Raw genomic sequence first — 23,363 nt, forward strand, 5'->3', positions numbered from 1 at the left:
TTGCCCCTACGGGCAGCGCGGCGCCGGCCAGTGCGGGCGCGGCGACGTCGAGACGCGGTGCCCACCGCTGAAGGCCAGTTGAACAGATCCGTCTAGACGAGTAAGTCCGACGTCCGGGTCAGTGGTCGTAGGCGATCAGGGACCTGGTCTCGGGCTGGCCGGTGGCCCGGTTGTGCCGGATCGCGGTGGTCGTCGCGAGGATTCGTTGCGCGACCCACAGGTCAGTGTCCGCAGCGATCGCCCGGATGGCGCGTTTGAGCAGTGGTACCGCCGCCCGGAGGCGTTTGTTGTAGCCGGACTCGGGCAGGTACGGAAACGCCCCGGGCAGATGCCCGGGGACGAACCGCAGCCAACGGACCTCGGAACGCACCCCGAGCAGCACCTGCGCGACCGTCAGGGTCAGCAACTCCGCGTCGGACAACGTCGGTGGCTGCCCGGTCCTCGCATGTACAGTGCGGTCAGAATGGTGTTGAGGTCTGTCGTCACGCGATGATGGTGGCGTGAAGGCGATCTACCCTGACGACGGCGGTGGCGACCGAAAGGCGGATCCCGGGGCCGTGCCCGGTCTGCGCCCCGCGCCCGAAGCTTCGGCCGACGCCGCGTCCCGCACGCTTGAGGTCGATGGGGAGACGTTTGTGCTCCGCTCGAACGGGCTGGGCGGCACCGACTACGCCTGGGTCAGCGGGCCGAACCCCGGCTACGGTTTTGGCGTCAGCCCGACGACGAACCTGTCGCTTGACGAGCACACCAAGAACATCCGTGACTTCCTGAACACCGTCGACCCCGGCACCGGATACATCGAAGACGAGTGAGCCGGTACGACGGCTCGGCCGTGCCGGCGTGAGCCTATGATCAGCGAGATCGTGAAGGGTGGGGCAATGAGGGTCGCGATCTCCGGGACGCACGGAATCGGAAAGACCACCCTTGTCGAAGCGTTGTGTGCGCGTCTGCCGGGACATGCCATGCTCGACGAGCCGTACTACCTCCTGGAGGAACAGGGGTACGAGTTCGATTTCCCGCCGTCGCGGGAGGACTACCGGGCGATGCTGGCCTGCTCGGTGCGGAGCATGCGGTCGCCGTCACCCTCCAAGGTCGTGTTCGACCGCACACCGCTCGACTATCTCGCCTACCTGGCCGCGAGCGGAGCGGACCCGGTGGAGGAGGCTGACGCCTCCGCGTTACGTTCCGCGTTCGCGACGCTCGATCTACTGATCATCGCGGTGATCACGCCGGAGAGCGAGCGGGTTCTGCCCGCCCCGGAGCTGCCCGGCCTCCGCTCGCGAATGAACGACGCGCTTCGGGAACTCGTCTACGACGACCCCCTCGATGCCTGGAACGACACTCCTGTCCTGGAGTTGAGTGGACCGCTCGACAACCGGCTGAAGGCGATCCTTGACGTCCTCGAACCACCAGCGGCGGGTCCGGGGACGACCGAAGGCGGTGCAGGAAGGCCCTGGCCAGGGTGACGATGCGCCCCTGCCCCGTACGACGCACCACCTGATCGCGCACCCCATGTGGTGGATCCGGACGTTGTCGGGGATCTGGAGCCCGGTCGGAGTGCTACCGAGGCTTGACGGTCACCGCGGCACGACGCGACGGATCGCCGCGATCTGGCTGGCCAGTTCGGAATCGTGAGCGATTGTCATCGAGCTCAAGGGCTCCTGAGTAGGTGCTCAGCGGCGTGTCGTTGCTTCAGGCAGGACGGAGCCCTCCGGGTGGGGCAGCGGTTGGCCAAGACGCGCTGCCAGGCGCGGGGGCATCATGGCTGTTCCTGCGAGCATTCCGCTGTCCACGTGCAGTCTGACCTGCCTGATCACGCGATCGAGGCGGGTGCGCGATGGTTCGACGCGAGAAGAACACGCGACCGTTCGCGAGTATCTAACTTATTCGACTCCGCTATTTATCTCCGCGTTGCATGGGTCTATATTCTGGGTCACGAATCCCTGTTGCTTGAGCTGCTTGCCAGGGAGGTGAGATCTACTCCAATTCTCGTGGCATCCCTCCCGCCCCTCACCCCTGTCCCCGTTCTGGTCTTGCCTGTGCGGCGTGCCGGATCCGGGGTCTGTGCAGCTGCGCGCCTGATCCGCCGTCAAGGTCCGGGCAGTCAGGTGGCCAGGAATTGAATTTGCCTCGGTCAGGAGAGGGAGATGGGTGGATTCTGTTTTCCCGAAGACATGTCGGCCGTGATGATCGGCACTGCCCGACGCGCTGCCGTCACTGGCGTGCTGGTGGTGCTGGCTCTGGTCGTGGTAGTCGGTGACGCCTCGGTCGGTGGGGCGAGGGAAGCGCCGGCCAGTCGAGCCGCTGCGCCTGTGGTGGCCCAGCGACCAGTGGCCCAGCAGGCTCCGGCCGAACTCGGCGCAGTGACCGCCATCGCCGCCGGCTACGGACACAGCCTTGCCCTGCGCTCGGACGGCACCGTCCTCGCCTGGGGCGAGAACAGTGAAGGTCAGTTGGGTGACGGCACCCTCGATCCGAGTGTCACTCCGGTGCGGGTGTGCGCCGTCGGTCAGGTCGCCCCCTGCACCCGGTTCCTCACCGGAGTGATCGCCATCGCTGCCGGGTTCGTGCACAGCGTGGCCCTGCTCCGGGACCGCACGGCCGTCGCCTGGGGCCAGAACGTGACAGGCCAGCTTGGCGACGGCACCTTCACGAATCGTTCGGTTCCGGTGCGGGTGTGCGGGGTGGGGGAGGCCGCGCCGTGTGGCCAGTTTCTCAGCGGGGTCAGGGTCGTCGCCAGCGGCGGCGGCGGCCACAACCTCGCTCTGCTGGGTAATGGTGCTGTCGTCGCCTGGGGTTCCAACACCTTGAGTCAGCTCGGTGATGGCACCTTCACGAATCGTTCGGTTCCGGTACGGGTGTGTGCGGTGGGTGAGACCGCCCCCTGCGACCGGTTCCTGACGGGGGCCAGGTCCATCGCGGTAGGGGAAGATCACAGTCTGGCCGTGGTGGGGACCGGCCACGCCGTCGGCTGGGGTTTCAACGGCGCCGGTGAGGTCGGCGATGGCACCAACGACGAGTTCCGTCCTATTCCGGTGCGGGTGTGTGCGGTGGGGGAGACCGCCCCCTGCGACCGGTTTTTGTCCGGGGTGAGCGCCGTAGCGGCCGGCACTTTCCACAGCATGGCGTTGCTGGGCAGCGGCAGTGTCGTTTCCTGGGGCTACAACGTCGAGGGCCAGGTCGGTGACGGCACACGCGAGAACCACCGGCTCGTTCCGGTGCGGGTTTGTGCGATGGGGGAGGTCGCACCCTGTGATCGGTTTCTGTACGGGGTGCGGCACATCGCCGCGAACGGCTTTCACAGTATGGCGCAGCTGAGTAGCGGAGGCGTTCTGACATGGGGCTACAACGGCCGTGGAGAACTCGGCGACGGTACCCGGGTGAATCGTCTGACGCCGGTGCGGGTGTGTGCGGTGGGGGAAGTCGCGCCCTGCGGTCGATTTCTGATCGGAATACGGGCGATCGCCGCCGGCATCGCCCACAATCTGGCGCTACAGCCGAACTACACCGTCGTCGCCTGGGGGTTGAACAACTACGGTCAGCTTGGCGACGGCACTACTAGTGACCGTCCCGTTCCGGTGCAGGTCCTGGCATCCTAGAGTCCCGACAAAGTCGCCAGGTGATGCCAGTGGTGCCAGCGGGCGGGTGCTGTCTCGGGCGTGATGTCGGTTGGCTCGCGGCACGCGGTCAAAAGTGGCTGAGGTCCCTACGGCAGGCCGGCGCCACCGTGACCGGCCGGCTACGGCGAAGGCGTGAGCGAGCGGCTCACCACCCTGGCCGCTGGCCGCATCGACCGGGCTCTGGACGCCACCCCGATCGCTGGCCGGGCCGACCGCCCCGGCGAGGCCAGACCGTCCGGTAGTGCGCTGCCGGCCTTGATCGACCTGATCGGCGACCCCGACCGGGTCCTGACCATCTCGGACTTCGCCGCCGCGGCTGAACTCGGTACCCGGAGGCTGCGTAAACGGACTGAACGCCAGGTGCGGGCGCGCTCACCGGATGGCGAAAAACGCCTCGTCCCGGCCGGTCAGTCGGCTGTGGCGGTCAGCGCGGCGTGCAGGTGCTCCCGGGTGTCGTCGTCGAAGGCGACGAGTCGTACCCGGTGCACGTTCGTCGGCGTGGACCTGAGCGTCCCCACGGCGATCCGCGCCGCCCGCTCGGCAGGGAAGCCGTACACACCGGTGGCGATCGCGGGGAAAGCCACGGTCCGGGCGCCCAACTCGTCGGCGACCTGCAGACTCCTGCGGTAGCAGGAGGCCAGCACCTCGTCCTCGCCGTGGCCGCCGCCCTCCCAGACCGGCCCGACCGTGTGGATGACGTGCCACACCGGCGGGTCGAGGTCGAACGCCGACGTCGGCATCGCCTCACCGGGCGGGCAGGGGCCGATCGCGCCTCCCGCCCGGGCCAACCGGGGACCGGCGGCGCGGTGGACCGCCCCGTCGACACCACCGCCACCCAGCAGCGACTCGTTCGCGGCCGTGACGATGACGTCCACGTCCTCCCGCGTGATGTCGCCCAGCACCACCTCGATCGTCGCCACAGCAGAATCCTGGCACACATCGGACGACCACGTCGTCACGACCGCGCCAGCTGTGTCAACCACCGGTCACGGCACGCGGCCGCTCCGTCGGCCGACCAGCGCGACCCCACCCCCGCCGCCGGCCGGCGGTGTTGATCCGGGCCAGGATGCCGTTCTCCAGGGCCGCCCACGGGGCGCCGTCGGGTCCGAGGGTGATGCCGTGCGGCTCGGAGCGCGGGGTGGGCAGGTCATGGACTTCGATCGTCCCGTCGGTGGTGACGGAGCCGACCCGGCTACCTGCCCACTCGGTGAACCACAGGTCGCCGCTGCCGCTGGTGGTGATGGCGTGGGGGCGACCTGCGCGGTCGGGTAGCGCAAACTCGTCGATCGTGCCGTCGGGGGTGATCCGCCCGATCTGGCCGGCGGCGATCCCGACGACCAGACGGCTGGTCGGGGCCGGCGGTGATCCCCACGGGGGCGGCGGCTTGCGTGGGTAGCGGGTGCATGGTGACGGTGCCGTCGGTGTCGATCCGGCCGATCGCGTTCGCCTGGTTCATCGTGAACCACAGCGCGCCGTCGGGCCCGGACGCGATGCCGTACGGCCCGCCGTCGCGGCTGGGTACGGGCAACCGGGTGGTCTCGCCGTCGGTGGTGATCCGGCTGACGCGGTGGGCCGGGACTCGGTGATGGCTTCCTCAAGCTGGCGGTCGATGCGCAACCGTTCGAGGATGCGTTCATCATCGAGGACCTCCCCGCCACACCCACGACCCTCGACTGGGTCTACGTGAGCCCAGCGCTCAGGTTCGGCGCACAGATGCCCGCCGAACGACTCGGTCGTTATCGGCTCGGCGACGAGGTCGTGGTGCAGCCCGAGGACGGCGGCAGAATCTCCGCTGCGGACTACGCCCTCGGCTTCGTCGACCTCATCGAGAAGGGCGACCACCACCGGACACAGGTCAACCTCGGACACTAGTTCGGCAGTTCAGCGGGGTGATCGACGCATTGGCGGCGTCGTCCTGCGGATGACGGTGGTGCCGTCTGTCCGAGCGAGGCGAGGATGAGTTCCCGGGTGGCGTGGACCGTGGGGGAGTAGCTGCCCGGGTCCCGGCCGATACGCTCCGTGCCGGCGCGCATGACGCCGCTGAGCAGTTCCACCACGAGGTGCACGTCGCCGACGTCGCGGAACTCGCCGCGTTCGATGCCGTCGCGTACGACGTTTTCGACCTCGACGACTATCGCGTGGAACGGGCTGTCCGGCCCCTTCGGCAGGTCGGCGAACGGCGGGCCGGAACATCAGTTGCAGGACCTGGTCCTGGAACGCGGCCAGGACCGTCTCGATGATCTCCCGCATCCGCTGTGCAGCCGGTTCGGTGCAGCGTGCGGCGATCGTAGCCACCCGCTGCACCGTGGGCTGACCCACCCGCCGGCCGCGGCCTGCGCGACCGAGGGCTCACCTCAGCCCGACGACGTACGCCTCAACGGCGCTACGTGATGTCGAACAGCTGCTTCAGCCGGGCCTCGATCAGGGGTCGGCCGGCGGTGGACACGTCGTAGTGGCCGGCTCCTTCGAGGACGGCGAGGTTGATGTCGTTGTCGTTGATCAGCATCTTGTTGACGGTGTCGTAGGTGACCGTGGCCGGGCTGGTGATGTCGTCGGTGCCGTACAGCCAGAGAATCGAGCCCGGCAGCGTCGAATTCTCCAGCCTGTCCTGGTTCTCCGCGTAGAACCGCTTGTTCTCCGGCAGCGAGTTCGGCGTGTCGCCGCGGATGCCGGGGTAGGTGGTCAACCGGTGCGCCGGGGATGCGTTCAGGTAGTTCTGGATGTCCCGTTTGACCAGGGCGTTGAGATCGTCCAGGCAGGTACGCCAGTTGTCGCGGTAGAACCTCAGAATGTTGGGGCCGTAGATCGTGGCGGGGTCGATGTCGTAGCCCGCGTAGCGTGCGGTCCTGGTGAAGTAGATGGTCTCCGCGTTGGCGAAGACGAGTTGTTCGATCTGGTGTTCCGTCGGCGGGAGCCCGGACCGCGAGGCCGCCGCGATGTCGTTCCACAGGACCCGGTTCATGGCAGGCACGTCCGGCACCGGAGCGAGGGTGATCGTGCCGCGGTACTCCAGGTCGGGGTCGGCCATGGTGGCCCGGTCGGAGTAGTACGCGGCGGCCAGAGCGGCGAAGCCACCTTCCGACCAGCCGGCCGGCACCCACTGACCCGACAGTTGGTCACCGAGAAGCCGCTGCGCGGCCACCGCGGCGAAGACCATCGAGTTTCCCTCGCTGGACAGCTCGTAGTAGCCGTGCCCCTGCGGGACACCGTCGGCCACCGGGCCGAGTCCCTCGTAGTCCGGAGCGATCACGGCGATGTTCATCTTCAGGATGGACGCCAGCAGGGAAGCGTTCGGCCCGTCGGCCCACCGGCCGTGCTCCTGGAGTTGCACGCTCGGCGCGCACTCCGGGGCCCACCCGACGGTGCCGTGCCCCCACACCACGAGCGGCCACCCGCCGGCCGGAGGTGCCTGCGCGGGCAGGAACAGCATGGCGGTGGCGTTGATCTGGCCGCCCCGGATACCGGGCATGCGGTAGACGACGAGTTGACCGTCGGCCACGTCGGCGATCACCGACGGCACGTTACGCAGCGGCGTGGGGGCGCCGACCACGTCCCCGTCCGCGGCCATCTCGACGGTGCCGGTCGGACCACCATCGGCACCCCACGCCGGGGTGACGGGGAGCAGCAACCCCACCAGCACCACGACGACCGGAAGTCCGCGCCGGACATGACCACGCCGTCCGCGTGATCCGATGGGGCAACTGATCATCGTGCTCCCGTCGTCGTGAGTTCCCGCGACCGCTCCCGCAGGGGTCATCCACCGCCACCGACGCGGCCCGTCGCGTCGTCCGCGCACCACCGGCAGGCCCTCCGGCTGTCGGGAGGACGTGCCGTCAGGTGTGACGGGCCCGCAGGCCGGATCCTCCGGACCCGGTGCCTACGGGTCGAGAATAAGCCGGTGCGGTCGGATCAGAGGGTGTTTTCCGGCCCGGCCCGGCCCGGCGACCGGCCTGTCCGGCTCCACGACCACCCACCGGGCCGTACCCGGGCGGCCCACCGCCACGTCGCGCCCGGCCCACGCCGTGCGGGGCACCTCTACCCGGCGATGTCCTCCGTCACCGGGTCGACCCGACCGACCGGCATCATCCGGGCGACCCGGCGGAAGGCTCGCTCAGGAGCACGACGGCCATGGCACCCTGGCCCTCACCGAACTCCCAGCCGGCGATCACCCTGCTGCCCGGCAGGTCGGCGATCGGCTGCACGTCGCCTGAGCATTCACCGGGGCCGAGGTAGTACGCGCCGGTCATCCGTGCCCAGTGGGCGTCGAGGCACAGCCCGCGCAGGTGCCGCCGGAGCGCGTCGTCGCCGATCTGGTCCAGGGTCGATTCCCAGCGGGGGTCGACCACACTCACCTCGGGCTCGACGTACCCGTGCCGCACGAGGCTGTCGCCGATGTCGCACAGGCCGTCCGGAGCGCTCATCGTCCACGTCGCCGCGCGCATCGCGTCCAGCAGCGAGCCGTCCGTCCGTGGCCGCAGGAGCAGATGGGGGTACCGCCGGTAGCCGTCGGGGCTGAGCTCGTCGAGACTCAGCGAGCCGGCCTGGAGCGCCCGGCCGATGTCCCTGCCCCACACCACGGCCCGGCCGTTGTCGGTCGTGGTGGTGATCAGCGGCTGGAGCGCGGCCGGCCGCACGTCCGTGGCGATGAATGCCGACCTGGGCAGGTCGGGCACCCAGCGGTCCGGATAGAGCCCGTCACCGCCGAGGTCGCCTGACCTCCCGTTGACGTCGGCCACGAGTTCTCCGGGATCGAGGTCCTCGATCGCCTCGCCGGCGGTCTCGTCGTCGTAGTGGAAGACCGCGTACGTGCCCGCCGTGTCGAACTCCGCCAGCGGCCGGCCGAGTAGCAGGCCGAACGCGTGACCAAGCAGGTCGTCCCAATGGGACACACCGTCTCCTTCGGGTAGCTGTTGCCCAGCGCGACCGGCGACCGGGGACCGCTGACAGGAGATGATGCCAGCCCCGCATCCGCGGCTGCACAACGCAGGTACGCCAGACAGTTCCGCCCCTGCCGTTCGCGCCCCGTGATCCGTTCGTCGCCCGGTCAGCGCAGCCGCACACGCCAGCGGCACCACCGCACCGCAGGCGGGCCGGGAATCTGCGCGGTCACCGCTGCGTGAGGTCCGCGCACCACCAGCGAGCCATCCGACGTGCAGGACGAACGGAACACCGTCCGTCGTACGGACTGCGCGGCCCGCAACGACGCATCGCCCCCGACCACCGAACCGGGCAGCGCCTTTCCGCCGTCCGGCTCGGCACCACCTTGTCCGCACGACAGATCAGCAGCCGCTCCTGTGGGTGCCAGCAACGTCCTCTCCGCGTACGCCCTGTACGCCGGCAAGGTGCCTGCCACCTCGATGCAGCTACTCGCCTACATGGCCGCCGTGTCGAGAGACGACGACGCCCGCCCCTGGTTCGGGCGGGGCCACCACGCCCTCGCCGCGTCCGCCCTCCGCCGGGGCCGGACCGGACCCCTCACCCGGGCCGACATCAAGGCCGTCGAACGGGCCACCGGTCCCCAGCACCGACCGGAAGGCGTCCCTACGGCGCGACGGCACCCACACCGTCCGGTACCGCCTGCACCTCGACACCCCCCACGTCCCCCGGATATCGGGTGACAGAGGAGCCAGGAGGAACCACGAGGAGCGAGGCGACCCGGGAAGCACCTGACAGAACCTTGTGGCCGTGGTGCAGGCCGCCGCTGACGCCGCACGCGGTGGCCGACGACATGTCGACGCAGGCAGTCGCCGACCCTAGTGCGGGGCGAACACCGCTTGACGGTTCACTTGCATTTTGCAAGTATGGCCCGCATGAGCCTCTTCATCACCTGCCCGGTCGAGAGCGTCGAGCGCGCAACCGCCTTCTACACCGCCCTCGGCTGGACCCTCAACGCCGAGATGTCCGACCACAACGTGTCGTGCTTCGCGATCGCCCCGGAGCAGTACGTCATGCTCGGCAGCCGCGAGATGTACGCGAGCGTCGGCGGAGTCGAAGAGCTGATCGGCGGACCTCAGACGCCCTCGAAGGTCACGGTCTCGTTCGACCTGGGCAGCCGGGAGGCGGTCGACGAGCTCGTCGACCGCGCCGGCGCTGCTGGCGGGCGGATCGGTGACACCGACGACTACCCCTTCATGTACCAGCGCCAGTTCGACGACCCCGACGGCTACCACTACTCACCGTTCTGGATGAAGGCGGACGCCGATCCGACCGCGTGAGCGACCTCGCCGCGGCCCTCGACATCGTCGGAGCACGATGGGCCCTGCTCATTGTGGAACGGCTGCTCGACGGGCCACAACGCTACGGCGATCTGCAACGCGACCTCGGCGTGCCGACAAACATGCTCGCGACACGTCTGCGCGAGCTCGAAGCGGCTGGCGTGCTGATCCGCCTGCCCCTTCGACACAACACCCGGGCCTACGCGCTGACCGATCGCGGCTTCGCCCTGCGCGAGGCGATCGTCGCACTCGGCAACTGGGGCAAGTGCGACACCTAGTAGGGCGGCCGCCGCTCGGATCATCGCCAGAGTTCCAGGACGCGCGACGTCGGCACTGCTCAACCCGATCGTTCACGGGAGGCGGAGTATGCAGGGCACGGTAGAGAGATGACTGCTACCGCAGGCGGTCCGCTGGTACGAGACATGACGCCGCGCCAAGCGGTCGACTTACGGGTGCACCACTGGCTGATGATCGTGGGGGCACTCCTCACCGCCGTAGCCCTCCTGCTGTTGTCGCTTCTTCCTGACCCGCCTGCCGAGGCCGTCGCGATGTCGGCGTGGGTCGAACACGGCCACTCGTTACTGTTGTGGAGCAACGAACTGCTGTTCTTCGCGGTCATCTGCTGGGGAGCCGGTGCGCGCGGTCCCTTCAGCGCGGGCCGGGCCGGCCCGTCGGCGCGGATCGACGTGGGAGGGACCGCTCTCACGGTCGCCCTCGTCGCGCTCGTCGTCGTACTGCTCGCGGTGGGGCGTCTTTCTCGCCTCCGTCATCGGCGCCGAGAATTCCGGCGACGCGACGGAAAGGACGAGTACCACTGGCGGCGGACCCCATTGACCGTGAGTGTGATCAGTCTGGTGTCGGCCGGGTCGTCGTCGGTGGCGTCGGCGGCGCAGATCGTCAGGACGGCGAGGGCGGCCAGGACGAGGCGGCCTGTGCGGACTCACGCGGCTCTCACGGCAGGCCGCCGGTCCTCGGGTGCACTCCAGCAGCATCCAGACGTCGAACCCGCCGTCGTCCGCTGTGATCAGGGCCTGTCGGTAGGCGAGTAGGCCAGGCCCGTGCTGCTGGAGCCCTCTCCGTTGAATTGCCGGGCGGCCTCGCCCGTTCCGCTCCTGCCTGCGGCAACGTCTTACCGACGGCGTCCACCAGGCCGCTGACCCGCACGCCGAGATCCCCGCCGCGGCTACCAAGGCGGCTTGCGGGTGCTGCGGGACCGGCTCGGCATCAACCGAGTGGCCGGCCAGCGATCCAGCTCGCGCTTGCTCGTTTCCGGCTACAGTCCGACCTTTCCCGTTGCCCAGTAGGGCCGCGTGGTGATCGCGCGTCGGTCGAGGAGGCCTGCGCCGACGAGTGCTTCTCGTTGGCATTGGATGGACTGGGCATGCCCGAGCAGGAGCGCGCCGTCGATACCAGTGAGTTCCTCGCGGCGAATCGACTCGTCGAGCCACGAGCGGATCGTGGCCCCAGGATTGTCTGCGAGCGCGGCGAGGAATCGGTAACGCGGCCATCGCTCACGGAGCTGGTCGACCGCGTCGGACGGAGCCTCGACCAGAACGGTCGGCGCGTGAGGGTCGGCGCTGGCGACGGCATCGACGGTTCCGAGCGCGGAGCCGTCGCCGATGAGCAGCCGCCGAGTGCCAGTCATCCTCAACGGGACGTAGCGACCGGCCAACAGCGTGGTTTCCGTCCCTGGGCGCAGGTTCTGCAGCCAGCGCGCACCCGGTCCGTCGCCGTGCAGGACGGCGAGAATGGTGATGCGGTCGGCTGCTTCGACAGTGCGGACGTTGTAGCGGCGTCCCTCTGTCGGAGTGGCGCGAACCTGCACCTCGTGGCCGGGCTGCCACCCGCCCGCCGGCGGCTCGGCGTGAAACTCGACTTCCAGGAAGTGAGGCGCGATCTGCGCAGCACGCAGCACGCGCGCTCGACGCCCCATAAAGGTCTCGGCGAGTTTGCCGACGAGGGCCGGTGCTTTAGGCATGAGCGTTTCTCCTTACGAGGGCTCAGGGCATTCGCGGTGGGACGGGCCCTGGTGAGCGGGGTTGTCATTCAGCGGCGGGGCCGAGCTGGTTCGCGTCGAGCGCGGTTGTGCTGCGGGAGATGGCCGGCCGGCAGCAGCTCTCCTCCGTGGAGGTCGGCGAAGACGAAGGGCAGGACGCCGATCATGGTCAGTGCGACTCCGCCGGCGACCACGAAGCGCCCGTCGAGTCCCCAGCCCGGGCGTGACCACCACGCCGTCGACCTGCAACCCCGACGATCTGCCACCGGTGTCCAGATCAGCCTCGGCCACTCGTCGTGGAACGCCCCTGGTCGGCGACGTCGACGGTCACCGCGGACAGGGGCTGGCCGACACACGTCAGGGTGTAGCCGGCCGCCCGCTGCTGCGGGGTGAGACAGTTCGGCTCGCTCAACACGACCTCGCCGTGGCGAAGCCGCACGACGCACTCGCCGCAGCTGCCGACTGTGCAGGAGAACGGCAGGTCGATCCCGGCGGCGAGACCCGCGTCGAGCAGACTCTGGCCGGGCTCGACCGTCCCCGTACCGACGGTCTGCCCGGCCGCTTCCACGGTCATCGGCTGCGGCGTGGTCGTCGCGATCGTGGTGCCGGCACCCGAGGTGAACGTCTCGTGGTGCACCCGCGCGTCCGGCACGCCGAGGCCCGCCAGCACATTCCGCACGGTGCCCATGAGCGCCTCGGGACCGCAGACGTAGTAGTGGGCGTCGGCGGCCGGCGTGCGGCCGGTGAACCAGTCCACCAGGCGACCCGCGTCGAGTCGGCCGTCCCGGCCGGTCAGGACGTGGGTGACGGACAGCCGGTCGGGGTGCTCCGCGGCCAGCCGGTCGAGGTCGGCGGAGAAGATGACCTCGCCGGCGTCCCGGCTGCTGTAGAGCAGCGCGATCCGGTCACGGCCGGCCCGGTCGGCGAGCCGCGTACGGATCATGCTCATCATCGGCGTCACGCCGCTGCCGGCGGCGACGAGCAGCATCTCGGCCGGCGGCTCGGCCTCGGTGTGGAACGTCCCGGACGGGCCACGCAGGGCCAGGCGGTCCCCGACGCGCAGCACCCGGTGCACGTGGCTGGACAGCCGACCTCCCTCGACGTGCTTGACGGTGACCTCCAGCCGCGTCGCCCCCGGCGCGGACGAGGCCGAATAGGCGCGCCGGACCGGGCGGCCGTCGACCTCGACGACGAGCGTGAAGTACTGGCCGGGCCGGAACGCGAAACCGCCTGGCCGCCCGGCGGCGTCTTCAAGGACGAGCGTGACGGTGGTCGGCGTCTCCCGCCGTATCTCCACGACGCGCACCTCCCGTAACGGACTCCCGGCCCGGTCGCCGTCGGGTCGCCGCCCGTCCGCGATGTCGGCGTAGCCCTCCTTACGCAGCCCGGAGCGGTAGGCGCGGCGCATCACCACCCGCAGCAACCGCGACAGCCCCGGGATCGCGCCGATGACCCTGACCAGCACCGCAGGCGGCCCGCCCGGCGCGGTCGCCGAGCCCGCGGCGAGATGCTCCAACGCGATCATGGTGAGATCCGGCGCGGTCCTGCGGTCGAGGTGTGCGCCGGGATGCCACAGCCGGGCCCGGGCCACCGCGTCGCTGCCGGCCACCTCGGCGTGCTCGACGTCGATGACGAGCGCCGCGTGCGGTGCCAGCCCGCGCAGCGCGAGGGTCCGCAGCAGGGCCGGGTCGTCGGTTATCCCGCCGCTCCCGCGTACGTGCAGCACCCCGCTTCGGCCGGGCACGAGCGCGGCGAAGGCGAGCCGCTCGTCCTGCAACAGGTTGTGCAGCGTGTCGGCGCGCTTGTTACCCCTGCGGTCCGGGAGCACGAGCGTCCGACCGTCGAGGACCCGGACCACCGTCCCCTGGTCGCCTCGGGGACTGGTGTCGCTGCCGCCCTCGGCATCCCAGCTCGACAGGGCGAGGAACGGCGCTGCGGCCAGGAACTCGGCCACACCGGGTGCCCCCAGCGGCTCGTCGGCGGCGATCTGCGGGGCCGGCGCGGTCGCGGTGGGTGGCTGCCACAGGCCGGAACGGAGGACAGCCTGCGCGCAGTGCACGTACGCCTGCCTGATCGCCACCGTGGTCTGTGCTCCCTGCTGGGAGGTGACCGTGCCGTTGACGCGCAGGACCTCGCCGACGCCGGGCATCAGGAAGAACATCGACGCCGGCCCGGGGGCGGCGTCGGCCCCGGGGAGGGCGAACGAGATCCGCGTGGGGGAGTGGACGTGGGCGAACCCGGCGACACCGCCGACGAACGTCGTCCGGCTCGTGCCGCCGGTGTCGCGGTAGCCGAACGCCGCGATCGGGCTGTGGGCCAGGACGGTGCGGCAGCCCGCGTCGAGGGCGCCGACCTGCTTGAGCATGACCGCGGAGGGCGGGCGGCCGACGAGCGCCTCGACCTCGTCCACGGTCGTGAGTCGATGCAGCACTACGGTTCCTCTCAGCCGGGCGCGGGGTGAACCACGTAGCCGGCGCAAGGTGCCGTCGGCTGTCGGTGCACCGAATCGACGACACCTTGTTTCAGCAGCTCAGGGCACTATTATGAGCAATAGCTCAGTTCTTTGCCTACTCGCTTTCCGCGCCCCGGAAGGACCATCGGATGCCGTCAGCCGACCGTCGTCTCCAGCCTCGTCGCGAGCCCCGCCAGGTGCGGGCCGAGCTCACCCGGGAACGCATCCTGGCCGCCGCTGCTCACATTTTCAGCGAGTACGGCTACGCCGCCGGCACCACGAACCGCATCGCCGAACGGGCCCGGATCTCCATCGGATCGCTGTACCAGTACTTCCCGAACAAGGACGCGATCCTCGCCGCGCTGCTGGTACGGCACATCGACCGCGGCACCTGGACCCGGGCCGACGAACTCGACCTGTCCCCGGGCACCCTGGCAGCGACGGTCCGGGCCCTGGTCCGCGACGCGATCGACAACCACAGCGAGGACCCACAGCTACTGCGCATCATGATCGAGGAAGCACCGCTGTCACAGGAGCTGCTCGACACCATCGACCGGCACGGCAAGCAACGCGTCACCCAGATCCGCGACCTGCTCGCCCTGCACCCGGACGTCCGCGTGACCGACCTCGACACGGCAGCCGAACTCATCGTGTTCACGGTGGAGATCAACACGCACAAGCTGATGGCCGACCCCCGACCGATCCCGGTCGAACGATTCGAGCGCGAGCTGGCGAACATGGTCACCCGGTACCTACGCGGCGATCGACATGCGGAATGACTGCCACCGGCGTGCAACCGGGGCCGGCCCCGGTCCAGCTCGCCATCTGGACGGACACACACGCAGAGCGTCGTCAGGCCGGGAGCTCAGTCAGCGTCAGGCAGGTCGTACCGCCCGTACGCCGCCGAACACGGACCCAGGGCCTCATCGCCGAGGTGGGCCCGGGCGGTGGCGCGGCCCAGGTTCCACTCCTGCCACGCGTCGCGCCGGTCGGACCCCGACGAGGGCGCCGAGCCGCCGGTCAGTTCGTTGGTGATCGCGGCCAGCGCGCAGGAGCGGTACGGCTCCGGCAGCTTCCGCAGCGCCGGAACGGCGTCGGCGGACAGGGTGCTGAGGTAGTGCACATCGATCCCGTGCTTCGCGAACCGGTTCACGTTCTGTTGGGCGATGAACGCGTCGGGATTGAGCACGGCCAGGCCGATCAGCGCGCCGACGGCCGCGGCGAGGGCGGCCCGGGGCACCCATCGTCCCCGCAGCTTGATCCCGGCCACCAGGATGAGCAGGAAGAGCACTCCCAGCCACAGTTCGCCGACGGTCACCAGCAACCGTTGCCGGGTGAACCCGTACGCCTGCTCGTAGGCCGCCATCCGGGAGAGGGCCGAGGCGACGATGACCAGGGTCAGGGCCGACAGCAGCCCCAGCAGCGTGCGCAGCAGCACCCGGTCGGACGCCGTGGCCCGGGGCGCGATCTGGGCCGCCACGCCCACCACGATCACGGTGAGCCCGGTGACCACCAGTAGCTGCCAGAAGCCGGCTCGGGCGTACTCGGCGTACGTCAGCCCGGCGGTCTTCGCCACGTGTTCACCGCCGCCGAACAGGACCGTCGCCTGGACCGCGACGAAGCCCGCGAACAGCGCGACCAGCCCGCCGACCGGAAGGGCCCACTCGACCCGCCGGACCAGCCCCAGCCGCGACCCCGGTTCGGGCACGGTCGTGCCGGTCAGCAGGCCGTAAGCCGCGACCGCCGTCACCACGACGGCGGCCACCGCCGACCCCAGCCACCGCACCAAGCTGCTTCCGTCGACCGACGGGATCAGCACGGACAACACCTCGGCGAACGCCGCGTCCGCCTCGGCCAGCAGGAACCCGAACACGGCCAGCAACGCCACCGCTACCAGCCCGGCGATGATGGTCCGTCGGGCCGCGCCCCGATCCTGAACCTGGATCCTGATCGCGTCCCTGAGCAGCCATCGCAGCGCGGCCGGCACCGAACCGACCACCCGTAGCGGGGCGGCCACCAGGCTGCCGGCCGACCAGCGATCGGCCAGGGCCACGCAGCCGACCACCCCAGCGGCAAGCATGCACAGGACGAACAGCCACTCCGCCGCGCGCACCGCGCCCACGGCGATCAGCGCCACCACGGCCACGGCTTCGCCGGCCCGGACCGCAGTACGACCGGACCACACAAAACCTCGGCCGGCCGAGACCACTATCGCGGTGGCGACGGCGAGAGCGGTCAACAGCCACCCGATGCCCGGCCGGTCCCACGACAGCGCGACGGCCGCCACGATCGCGGCGCCCGCGGTGGCGGTGATCGCCGCTCGGGGCCGTGGCGCGGGCGTGGCTCCGGGCGGCCCGGACTCGGGCGACGAAGGCTCGGTCGAGGACGACGCTGAGGACGACGGCTCGGGTGGCTCGCCCGGTGGTGGCGTGTCGGTCGTGTCGGGCAACGACATCAGATTCCCTTCGGACGCGGTGACGCGGCTTGCGGATCTGTGTCTAGTGGGCGGCGGGTTGTCCGGCTTCGGGAGTGCGGTATGGACAAACAACAGTGGACAACCGATTCGGCCGCTTCTGTGGATCGAGGTTGTCCGGTTTCCGGATGCGGGAACTAAACAACCGCCGACCAGGCGATTCGACGACGGCCGCTGATAGCATTCGCATCTGTCGTTGGGGGTGGGAAATGCCGCGTCCGGAGCGTCCGGTGGATCCGGGCGAGGGGCCGGCGCAGCGGTTCGCCGTCGCCTTACGGGAGCTGCGGCAGTCAGCGGGCAATCCGACGTACCGCGTGTTGGCCAAGCGGGCGCACTACTCGGCAACCGCGCTGGCGCAGGCCGCTGCGGGTGACCGGCTGCCGACCCTGGCGGTGGCGGTGGCGTACGCCCGCGCCTGCGATGGCGACCCCGAAGAGTGGACGGCCCGCTGGCGGAGCGCGGTCGCGGAACTGGACGCTGCGGCGCCACCGGCGACCGGTGCCTCCGATCAGGTCGGGGACCGGCCGCCGTACCTGGGCCTGGCCGCCTACGGACCCGACGACGCGGACCTGTTCTGCGGTCGGGACCGCCTCGTCGCCGACCTCACGGACCGGCTGGCCCGGCACCGGTTCGTCGCGGTGGTCGGGCCGTCGGGCTCGGGTAAGTCGTCCCTGCTGCGGGCCGGTCTGCTGCCGGCCTGGTGCGCGAACGAGGAGCTGCGGACCGTGGTGATCACCCCCGGTGCCCACCCGGTGCGGGAGCTGGCGGACAACCCGGTGGCGGGCGTCGACGTTCTGCTGATCGTCGACCAGTTCGAGGAGGTGTTCTCCCTCTGTGCGGACGAGTCCGAGCGGGAGACCTTCATCCGCGCGTTGCTCGCGGTGGCGGGCGAGGTGGGCGGCCGCACCCGGGTGGTAATCGGGTTGCGGGCCGATTTCTACGCGCACTGCGCCCGCGTGCCCGAGCTGGTGGCGGCGCTGCAGGACGCGCAGTTGCTGGTCGGCCCGATGACGCCCGAGGAGCTGTCGGTCGCCGTCACCGAACCGGCGGCCCGGACCGGGCTGATGGTGGAGAAGACCCTCGTCGCCACGATCATCGCCGAGGCGGCGTCCCGGCCGGCGGTGTTGCCGTTCGTCTCCCACGCCCTGTGGGAGACCTGGCGGCGGCGGCGCGGCGCCGGACTGTTCCTGGCCAGCTACGAGGCGGCCGGCGGCCTGGACGGCGCGCTCGCGCAGTCGGCCGACCGGGTGTTCGGGGAGCTGGACGAGGAGCACCGCCGGGCGGTCCGACGGATCCTGCTGCGGCTGACCGCGCTGGGCGACGGCACCGAAGACACCCGCCGGCGGGTCGCCCGCGCGGAACTCGGCGACGACGCCGTCACCGCGCACGTCCTGGAACGACTCGCGGCGGCCCGGCTGGTGACGATCGGCGAGGACACCGTGGAGATCGCCCATGAGGCGCTCATCCGGGGCTGGCCGACGCTTCGGGACTGGCTCGCCGCCGACCGCGAGTCGCTACGCGCCCACCGCCGCCTCACCGGTGCCGCCACCGACTGGGCGACGCACGGCGAGGACGACGCGTTCCTGTACCGGGGCAGTCTGCTCGCGGGCTGGGCCGACCGGGACACCGAAGCCCTCAACGGGACCGAACGCGATTTCCTCGCCGCCAGCCTGGCCCGGCAGACCCGCGAGCACACCCGCCGCCGGCGGCGGCTGCGGGTCACCATCGGCAGCCTGGTCGCGGGCCTGGTCACGGTCAGCCTGCTGGCCGTCCTCGCCGTGGTGCAGACCGTCACGGCGAATGCCCAACGTGACCTCGCCGTCGCCGACAGTCTGGCCGCCCAGTCGCGCGCGGTGCTGGCGACCCGGCCTGACCTGGCGAACCTGTTGGCGCTGGCCGGGCTCGGCCACTCCGTGACGGCGCAGACCGTGGCCAGCGCGCAGGCGGCACTCTCGGCCCCGATGCACGTCGCGCGGCCACTGATCGGGCACTCCGGCGCGGTGACCGCCGTCGGGTACAGCCCCGACGGCGGCACCGTCGCCACCGGCGGCGACGACGGCACCGTACGGCTGTGGACCGCCGGCCCGACCGCCGTGCTCACCCAGGGCAGTGCCGTGACGGCGATCGCCTTCACCCGGGACGGACGCCTGCTGGCGACCGGGGGAGTCGACGGCACCGTGCGACTGTGGGATGCGACCACCCACCGACCCCTCGGCACGTTGACGGGTCGCGCCGCAGTCAACGCGGTGGCCTTCCATCCGGACGGTACGACCGTCGCGACCGGGCACGCCGACGGTGCCGTCCGGCTCTGGGACACCCGCACCGGCCTTTCCCGGCCCGTGCCGGTCGGCCACGACGGCCCGGTGAACGCGGTGACCTTCGACCGCACCGGGCTGATCCTGGCCACCGGCGGGGACGACAACACCGCCCGGCTGTGGAACACGGCGACCCGTCAGACGACGATCCTCTCCGGCCACACGGGCGAGGTCTTCGCGGTCGCACTGAGCCCGGACGGCACGACCCTCGTCACGGGTTCCGCAGACGGCACCGCGCGGATCTGGGACGCCACGACCCACGAGTCCCGGGCCAGTCTCGTCGGGCACACCCGCGTCGTGCGGGCCGTGGCGTTCGGAGCCGACGGCCGCACCGTGGTGACCGGAAGCTGGGACGGCACCGCGCGGATCTGGGACACCACCACGCACCAGCCCCTGGCCACCCTCACCGGCCACACCGACGAGGTGCTCGCCGTGGGGACGAGTCCCGACGGTACGACCGTCGTGACCGGCAGCCGGGACGGCACCGCCCGCACGTGGGACACGAGGACGAGCCGGTCCGTCGCCACGCTCGGGGGCCACACCGGCTACGTCGACGCGGTGGCGTTCAGCCCGGACGGCCGGACCGTCGCCACGGGAAGCAGGGACGGCACCGTCCGCCTGTGGGACACCGCCCGGCACGGTCAGCTCGCCGTCCTCGACGCCCGGGCCGGCTTCGTCTTCACCGTGGCGTTCAGCCCGGACGGTACGACCCTTGCCACCGGGCACAAGGATGGCCGGATCCGACTCTGGGACACCAGCACCCGCCACCAGAAGGCCACCCTCACCGGGCACACCGACGGCGTCGCCTCCGTCGCGTTCAGCCCCGACGGCCAGCTCCTGGCCAGCGCGTCCACCGACGGAACGGCCCGGTTGTGGGACCTGACCACCCGACGTGCGTCAGCCGTGCTGACCGGCCACACCGGCTGGGTGGACGCCGTGGACTTCAGCCCCGACGGCAGCACCGCCTCGACCGCCTCGACCGACGGCACGGTCCGGCTCTGGGACTCTGACGCCGGCAGCACCATCGTCACCCTGGCGCCCGGGGCCGGCCACCTGAACGCGGTGGCGTTCAGCCCGGACGGCCGGACCCTCGCCATCGCCCCCGCCGACGGCACGGCCCTGCTGTGGGACGTTGCCGCCGGTCGCGTGGCGTCCGTCCTGACCGGACACACCGCAGAGGTGAACGCGGTCGCGTTCAGCCCGGACGGACAGACCATCGCCACCAGCAGCCGGGACGGCACCACCCGCCTGTGGGACCGCGACCGAGGCCGGACGATCGTCGGTCTCGCCGGTCACGTCGGCTGGGTCACGGCGGTGGCCTTCAGCCCGGACGGCAGGACGCTGGCCACCGCCTCCTGGGACCACACCGCCCGCCTCACCCCCACCCCGGACACCTGGCCCGCCGAGCTCTGCCGCCGGGCGGGACGGAACCTGACCGACGGCGAATGGGCCTACCACGTCGGGTCGGAGCCCTACCGGCGTCTCTGCCCCGAGCTACCCTCCGGCCAGGGAGCCGACCCCACCGCGCCCGCATCGACCTACCCCGGCCTCTGGCCTTCCGCCGGTGGCTGACTGACTCGGCGCCTGCGCTGTTGGTGAGCGGCGCTGGTGCGGTGCCATGACGGCGTCGGGGTACCGGGCCATCGCCTGCCCGGGGCGGTGGCCCGACCACGTGTACATCACCGGCCGGAAAAGGAACTCATCATGACGGCGTCCGGGGAGCAGGTCGTCCCAGCACCGGTCGAGGACGCGATCCGCGCTCACCCTGCCATTCGGGAGTCTCACCATGATCGAGGAGGCACCGCTGTCGCAGGAACTGCCCGACACCATCGACCGGCACGGCAAGCAACGCGTCGCCCAGATCCGCGACCTGCTCGCCCTGCACGCGGACGTCCGCGTGACCGACCTCCTTGTTCGGATCGCCCGTATCGCCTGTGTGTCGTCGTGCGCCGGCGATCTCCTGTGGCGTGGTGTTCCGGTGGACCCGGTAGCTCTCTCCGGCGACCAGATCGGCGCATTCGTTCCCAAGCTCCAACGGACGCCGCCCCGTGTCGTCCGACCGAGCAGGAGTCCTGGTCCTCGGGCCGGTGGGAGAGCCTCCGTGTACGGGCGGGACCAGGGATCACCGCTGCTGCGGCCACCCGACGTGATGTCGCCGACGGCACGAGGTGTGGACGGCGGGTCACGGAGACAGGTAGGGCTGGTCGTCGGCTGACCTCCAGCCCCGGTCAGTTTCCCGCTGATCCCACCCTCTGTGCTTCGGCGATCGCCGCCTCGATGGCCTGTCGTGCGCCGCTGGTGCGGGCGACGACCTGCATCAGGACCTGCTTGATGCCGTCCAGTGCCTGTAGCAGGGGTCCGGGTTGGCCGCCCTGGAGGATCGTGGTGACGAGCTGTTGCGTCTCACCGATCCGGGTGATGGCACCGCCGGCCGCGTCGCGGGCGCCGCCGACGGCGCTCTGCACGGGCGTCAGTGCGGCGATCGTCTCCTGCGGGGTGGCCTGCTGGGGTACGGCGGCGACGGCCTTCGTCGCCTCACCGATCGACCCCCCGAGCCTCCCCAGACCGCCCTGTACATCCGAGAGAGCACTACGCACCCGGGCCACGCCCGCCGCGACCGCGAGGAAGCCGGCGCTCGCGGCCCGCAACGCCACCTCCTGCGCCTGCCGGTCGGCAGCGGCCGTCAACCCCTGCGCCCGCTCGACGCCCGCCATGAGGGCCTTGAGCTCACCGGTGATCTTCTCAATGTGTGACACGTGGGTGACGTCCCCAATCGATGACGGCCAACGGTGCACCTGACGCTACCGAAAGCACTGCGGGCTCACCAGAGACAGCAGCAGACCCGTACACGGTCAGCTGTCGGTCGCCTCGTCAAGCTGCCTGCGCAGATCGGCTGCCTCCTCGCTTCGGCCGAGTCCGCCTCTTCCTCGGGCGTCATGGCTGGGATCCCCGCATGCCTCGTTGAACCCATCCAGGCGACGGGCTCGCCCGACGAGCGGTCAGCTCACGCAGTGCCCATGGTGATCCGCAGGAACTCCTCTGCGACGGCCGTCGGCGTCTGGGTAGCCACCTGCCGGGGTGCCTGCCGCGACGCCCGATGGTAGGTATCCCGGTCCGCCAGCAGATCCGCCGTCGCACGCCAGAGCCGGGCGGGCCCGCTGTCCAAGTCGATCATCTCAAGAGCCGCGCCGGTCAGCGCGGGAAGATGTCCGAAGCCGCCGACCACATTCACACTCACGATCCGTCCGGCCTCGCCGACCAGCACGGGAAGATGACCGAAGCCGTAACCGACGACCGGCGTACCCATCGACAGCGCCTCGGCCGCGACGTTGCAGAACGTCTCGGGACTGGTGGACGGCACGAGCACCACCGATGCGCCCCCGAGAAACGGCTGCGCGTCGGTCCAGGAAATGGCAGGCAGGATCTCGACACCCGGCAGTGTCGCGGCCAGTTGCCGGCACTCCGCGATCATGTCGCGCTGCATGCCGGGCCACAACTCGAAAGCCGCCTCGCCGAGCACGATCTCCACCTGCCGACCGAAACCCTCCGGATATGCCCGCAACAGGTCCGCCACTCCCTTGGACGGGTCGGCTCGAGCGAGGATCCGAACCGGCCCCGTCTGCCGCAGCTGCTCACGCACGGCGTGGTCGGGAGGGTTGCCCGGGCACAACAGCGCGTTGGGCAGGGAGTGCCAGCCGGCGGAGTCGAGACCGGCCCGTGCGGCCTCGTCGATCAGAAAATCGCTGATGGAGATCACGGCGTCGGGCTTGAGCGCCAGACTCTTCGCCATCGGTTCGTCGACGCGGAGGAAGTAGACCATCAGCGCCGTACGGACTCCGGCCGGCGCCGCACCGAGATATCCGAGGCCCACGCCGGCATCGGTCCAGCAGGCGACATCGATGTCGTGTTCGACCATGAGGCTCAGGACCTCCTGCCGGAGCGGATCCGGGTCGTCCGGCATGACGTTCACGTCGTCGAACACGACCGGGGGCGACAGGGTCAACGTCTTCAGGCGCACTGTGTCCGGCCCGTCCGCGGCGGTCGGCGGACCGGCGGCGATGATGATCGCGCGGTGGCCGAGTTCGCGCAGGCCGTCGGCGAGTGACGCAATCCCGCGCTCCACGCCGGCGGGCTCGTCCGGATTGTGCGTCAACAGGACCAAGGCTACATTCACGGGTTCTCCATAAGTAGAAGGAACTAAGGGGCCGGCCTTGTGACGTCATCGTCGTCGCCGGTCGCCGGGCGGCGCATCACGGGCTCTGACCGAGAGGTCGGCGACGCACCTCCGATAG

21 protein-coding genes are annotated in these 23,363 nt (G+C 70.6%); 11 read left to right on the plus strand and 10 right to left on the minus strand.

Features of this window, described 5'->3' with window-relative positions:
* Positions 1-118 precede the first annotated feature (118 nt).
* Entirely contained in the window at positions 119-421 is a 303-nt protein-coding gene (locus tag FJK98_RS12120; protein ID WP_240762773.1) for a hypothetical protein, read from the minus strand.
* A 79-nt stretch (positions 422-500) separates the two neighbouring features.
* On the opposite strand from FJK98_RS12120, the gene FJK98_RS12125 reads away from it, so the two are divergent.
* The 3 genes from FJK98_RS12125 (at position 501) to FJK98_RS12135 (ending at position 3,599) form a co-directional block, all read left to right on the plus strand.
* Positions 501-812, plus strand: coding sequence for a hypothetical protein (locus tag FJK98_RS12125; RefSeq protein ID WP_145919117.1), 312 nt, complete (start codon positions 501-503; stop codon positions 810-812).
* Positions 813-878: 66 nt separating this feature from the next.
* The gene (locus tag FJK98_RS12130) at positions 879-1,466 is read left to right on the plus strand and encodes an ATP-binding protein (RefSeq protein ID WP_145922705.1); all 588 of its coding nucleotides are present in this window, start codon (positions 879-881) and stop codon (positions 1,464-1,466) included.
* A 681-nt stretch (positions 1,467-2,147) separates the two neighbouring features.
* Positions 2,148-3,599: an RCC1 domain-containing protein gene (locus FJK98_RS12135; protein WP_145919118.1), complete on the plus strand. Its 1,452-nt coding sequence runs from the start codon at positions 2,148-2,150 to the stop codon at positions 3,597-3,599.
* Between the two features lie 428 nt (positions 3,600-4,027).
* Here the strand turns inward: FJK98_RS12135 and FJK98_RS12140 are convergent, their stop codons facing one another.
* The gene (locus FJK98_RS12140) at positions 4,028-4,540 is read right to left on the minus strand and encodes an O-acetyl-ADP-ribose deacetylase (protein WP_145919119.1); all 513 of its coding nucleotides are present in this window, start codon (positions 4,538-4,540) and stop codon (positions 4,028-4,030) included.
* A gap of 501 nt (positions 4,541-5,041) precedes the next feature.
* On the opposite strand from FJK98_RS12140, the gene FJK98_RS33170 reads away from it, so the two are divergent.
* Together FJK98_RS33170 and FJK98_RS12145 are read left to right on the plus strand one after the other, a co-directional pair.
* The gene (locus tag FJK98_RS33170) at positions 5,042-5,206 is read left to right on the plus strand and encodes a hypothetical protein (RefSeq protein WP_168222436.1); all 165 of its coding nucleotides are present in this window, start codon (positions 5,042-5,044) and stop codon (positions 5,204-5,206) included.
* Between the two features lie 127 nt (positions 5,207-5,333).
* Complete coding sequence (locus FJK98_RS12145) at positions 5,334-5,492, plus strand: hypothetical protein (RefSeq protein ID WP_194821458.1); 159 nt, start codon at positions 5,334-5,336, stop codon at positions 5,490-5,492.
* Between the two features lie 511 nt (positions 5,493-6,003).
* Here the strand turns inward: FJK98_RS12145 and FJK98_RS12150 are convergent.
* Together FJK98_RS12150 and FJK98_RS12155 are read right to left on the minus strand one after the other, a co-directional pair.
* Positions 6,004-7,260 (minus strand): hypothetical protein, encoded by a 1,257-nt coding sequence (locus tag FJK98_RS12150; protein ID WP_145919120.1) that lies wholly within the window; start codon positions 7,258-7,260, stop codon positions 6,004-6,006.
* Positions 7,261-7,702: 442 nt separating this feature from the next.
* The gene (locus FJK98_RS12155) at positions 7,703-8,509 is read right to left on the minus strand and encodes a hypothetical protein (RefSeq protein WP_145919121.1); all 807 of its coding nucleotides are present in this window, start codon (positions 8,507-8,509) and stop codon (positions 7,703-7,705) included.
* Positions 8,510-9,430: 921 nt separating this feature from the next.
* Between FJK98_RS12155 and FJK98_RS12160 the strand changes: the two genes are divergently transcribed.
* The 3 genes from FJK98_RS12160 (at position 9,431) to FJK98_RS12170 (ending at position 10,884) form a co-directional block, all read left to right on the plus strand.
* The gene (locus tag FJK98_RS12160) at positions 9,431-9,835 is read left to right on the plus strand and encodes a VOC family protein (protein WP_145919122.1); all 405 of its coding nucleotides are present in this window, start codon (positions 9,431-9,433) and stop codon (positions 9,833-9,835) included.
* Positions 9,832-10,113: a helix-turn-helix domain-containing protein gene (locus FJK98_RS12165; protein ID WP_145919123.1), complete on the plus strand. Its 282-nt coding sequence runs from the start codon at positions 9,832-9,834 to the stop codon at positions 10,111-10,113. Before FJK98_RS12160 ends, FJK98_RS12165 begins: the two co-directional genes overlap by 4 nt.
* A 108-nt stretch (positions 10,114-10,221) precedes the next feature.
* On the plus strand, positions 10,222-10,884 hold the full coding sequence (locus FJK98_RS12170) for a hypothetical protein (protein ID WP_145919124.1): 663 nt from the start codon (positions 10,222-10,224) through the stop codon (positions 10,882-10,884).
* Between the two features lie 224 nt (positions 10,885-11,108).
* Here FJK98_RS12170 and FJK98_RS12175 read toward each other — a convergent pair whose 3' ends face one another.
* Together FJK98_RS12175 and FJK98_RS12180 are read right to left on the minus strand one after the other, a co-directional pair.
* Positions 11,109-11,813 carry a hypothetical protein gene (locus FJK98_RS12175; RefSeq protein ID WP_145919125.1) on the minus strand — a complete coding sequence of 235 codons (705 nt, stop codon included), beginning with the start codon at positions 11,811-11,813 and terminating at the stop codon, positions 11,109-11,111.
* A gap of 295 nt (positions 11,814-12,108) precedes the next feature.
* Positions 12,109-14,262 carry a 2Fe-2S iron-sulfur cluster-binding protein gene (locus tag FJK98_RS12180; RefSeq protein ID WP_240762775.1) on the minus strand — a complete coding sequence of 718 codons (2,154 nt, stop codon included), beginning with the start codon at positions 14,260-14,262 and terminating at the stop codon, positions 12,109-12,111.
* 170 nt (positions 14,263-14,432) lie between these two features.
* Between FJK98_RS12180 and FJK98_RS12185 the strand changes: the two genes are divergently transcribed.
* Positions 14,433-15,062: a TetR/AcrR family transcriptional regulator gene (locus FJK98_RS12185; RefSeq protein WP_145919126.1), complete on the plus strand. Its 630-nt coding sequence runs from the start codon at positions 14,433-14,435 to the stop codon at positions 15,060-15,062.
* Between the two features lie 86 nt (positions 15,063-15,148).
* Here the strand turns inward: FJK98_RS12185 and FJK98_RS12190 are convergent, their stop codons facing one another.
* Positions 15,149-16,420: a DUF4153 domain-containing protein gene (locus tag FJK98_RS12190; RefSeq protein WP_168222437.1), complete on the minus strand. Its 1,272-nt coding sequence runs from the start codon at positions 16,418-16,420 to the stop codon at positions 15,149-15,151.
* Between the two features lie 79 nt (positions 16,421-16,499).
* On the opposite strand from FJK98_RS12190, the gene FJK98_RS33175 reads away from it, so the two are divergent.
* Positions 16,500-16,934: a hypothetical protein gene (locus FJK98_RS33175; protein ID WP_168222438.1), complete on the plus strand. Its 435-nt coding sequence runs from the start codon at positions 16,500-16,502 to the stop codon at positions 16,932-16,934.
* 52 nt (positions 16,935-16,986) lie between these two features.
* The gene (locus FJK98_RS12195) at positions 16,987-20,643 is read left to right on the plus strand and encodes a PD40 domain-containing protein (protein WP_145919128.1); all 3,657 of its coding nucleotides are present in this window, start codon (positions 16,987-16,989) and stop codon (positions 20,641-20,643) included.
* A 130-nt stretch (positions 20,644-20,773) separates the two neighbouring features.
* Here the strand turns inward: FJK98_RS12195 and FJK98_RS33555 are convergent, their stop codons facing one another.
* From FJK98_RS33555 to FJK98_RS12210, 3 genes are all read right to left on the minus strand, one after another.
* Complete coding sequence (locus FJK98_RS33555) at positions 20,774-21,106, minus strand: hypothetical protein (protein ID WP_205789574.1); 333 nt, start codon at positions 21,104-21,106, stop codon at positions 20,774-20,776.
* Between the two features lie 193 nt (positions 21,107-21,299).
* On the minus strand, positions 21,300-21,827 hold the full coding sequence (locus FJK98_RS12205) for a DUF6244 family protein (protein ID WP_145922707.1): 528 nt from the start codon (positions 21,825-21,827) through the stop codon (positions 21,300-21,302).
* Positions 21,828-22,075: 248 nt separating this feature from the next.
* Positions 22,076-23,224, minus strand: a complete 1,149-nt coding sequence (locus FJK98_RS12210) for a glycosyltransferase family 4 protein (protein ID WP_205789422.1) — start codon at positions 23,222-23,224, stop codon at positions 22,076-22,078.
* Between the last annotated feature and the right edge of the window lie 139 nt (positions 23,225-23,363).

The organism is Micromonospora sp. HM134, from assembly GCF_007833915.1.
Lineage (GTDB): Bacteria > Actinomycetota > Actinomycetes > Mycobacteriales > Micromonosporaceae > Micromonospora > Micromonospora wenchangensis.

Excerpts from the sequence above, each read along its gene's own strand:
- FJK98_RS12130 (WP_145922705.1), top strand. The coding sequence starts at position 879 with ATGAGGGTCGCGATCTCCGGGACGCACGGAATCGGAAAGACCACCCTT.
- FJK98_RS12135 (WP_145919118.1), top strand. The coding sequence starts at position 2,148 with ATGGGTGGATTCTGTTTTCCCGAAGACATGTCGGCCGTGATGATCGGC.
- FJK98_RS12145 (WP_194821458.1), top strand. The coding sequence starts at position 5,334 with ATGCCCGCCGAACGACTCGGTCGTTATCGGCTCGGCGACGAGGTCGTG.
- FJK98_RS12160 (WP_145919122.1), top strand. The coding sequence starts at position 9,431 with ATGAGCCTCTTCATCACCTGCCCGGTCGAGAGCGTCGAGCGCGCAACC.
- FJK98_RS12170 (WP_145919124.1), top strand. The coding sequence starts at position 10,222 with ATGACTGCTACCGCAGGCGGTCCGCTGGTACGAGACATGACGCCGCGC.
- FJK98_RS12175 (WP_145919125.1), bottom strand. The coding sequence starts at position 11,813 with ATGCCTAAAGCACCGGCCCTCGTCGGCAAACTCGCCGAGACCTTTATG.
- FJK98_RS12185 (WP_145919126.1), top strand. The coding sequence starts at position 14,433 with ATGCCGTCAGCCGACCGTCGTCTCCAGCCTCGTCGCGAGCCCCGCCAG.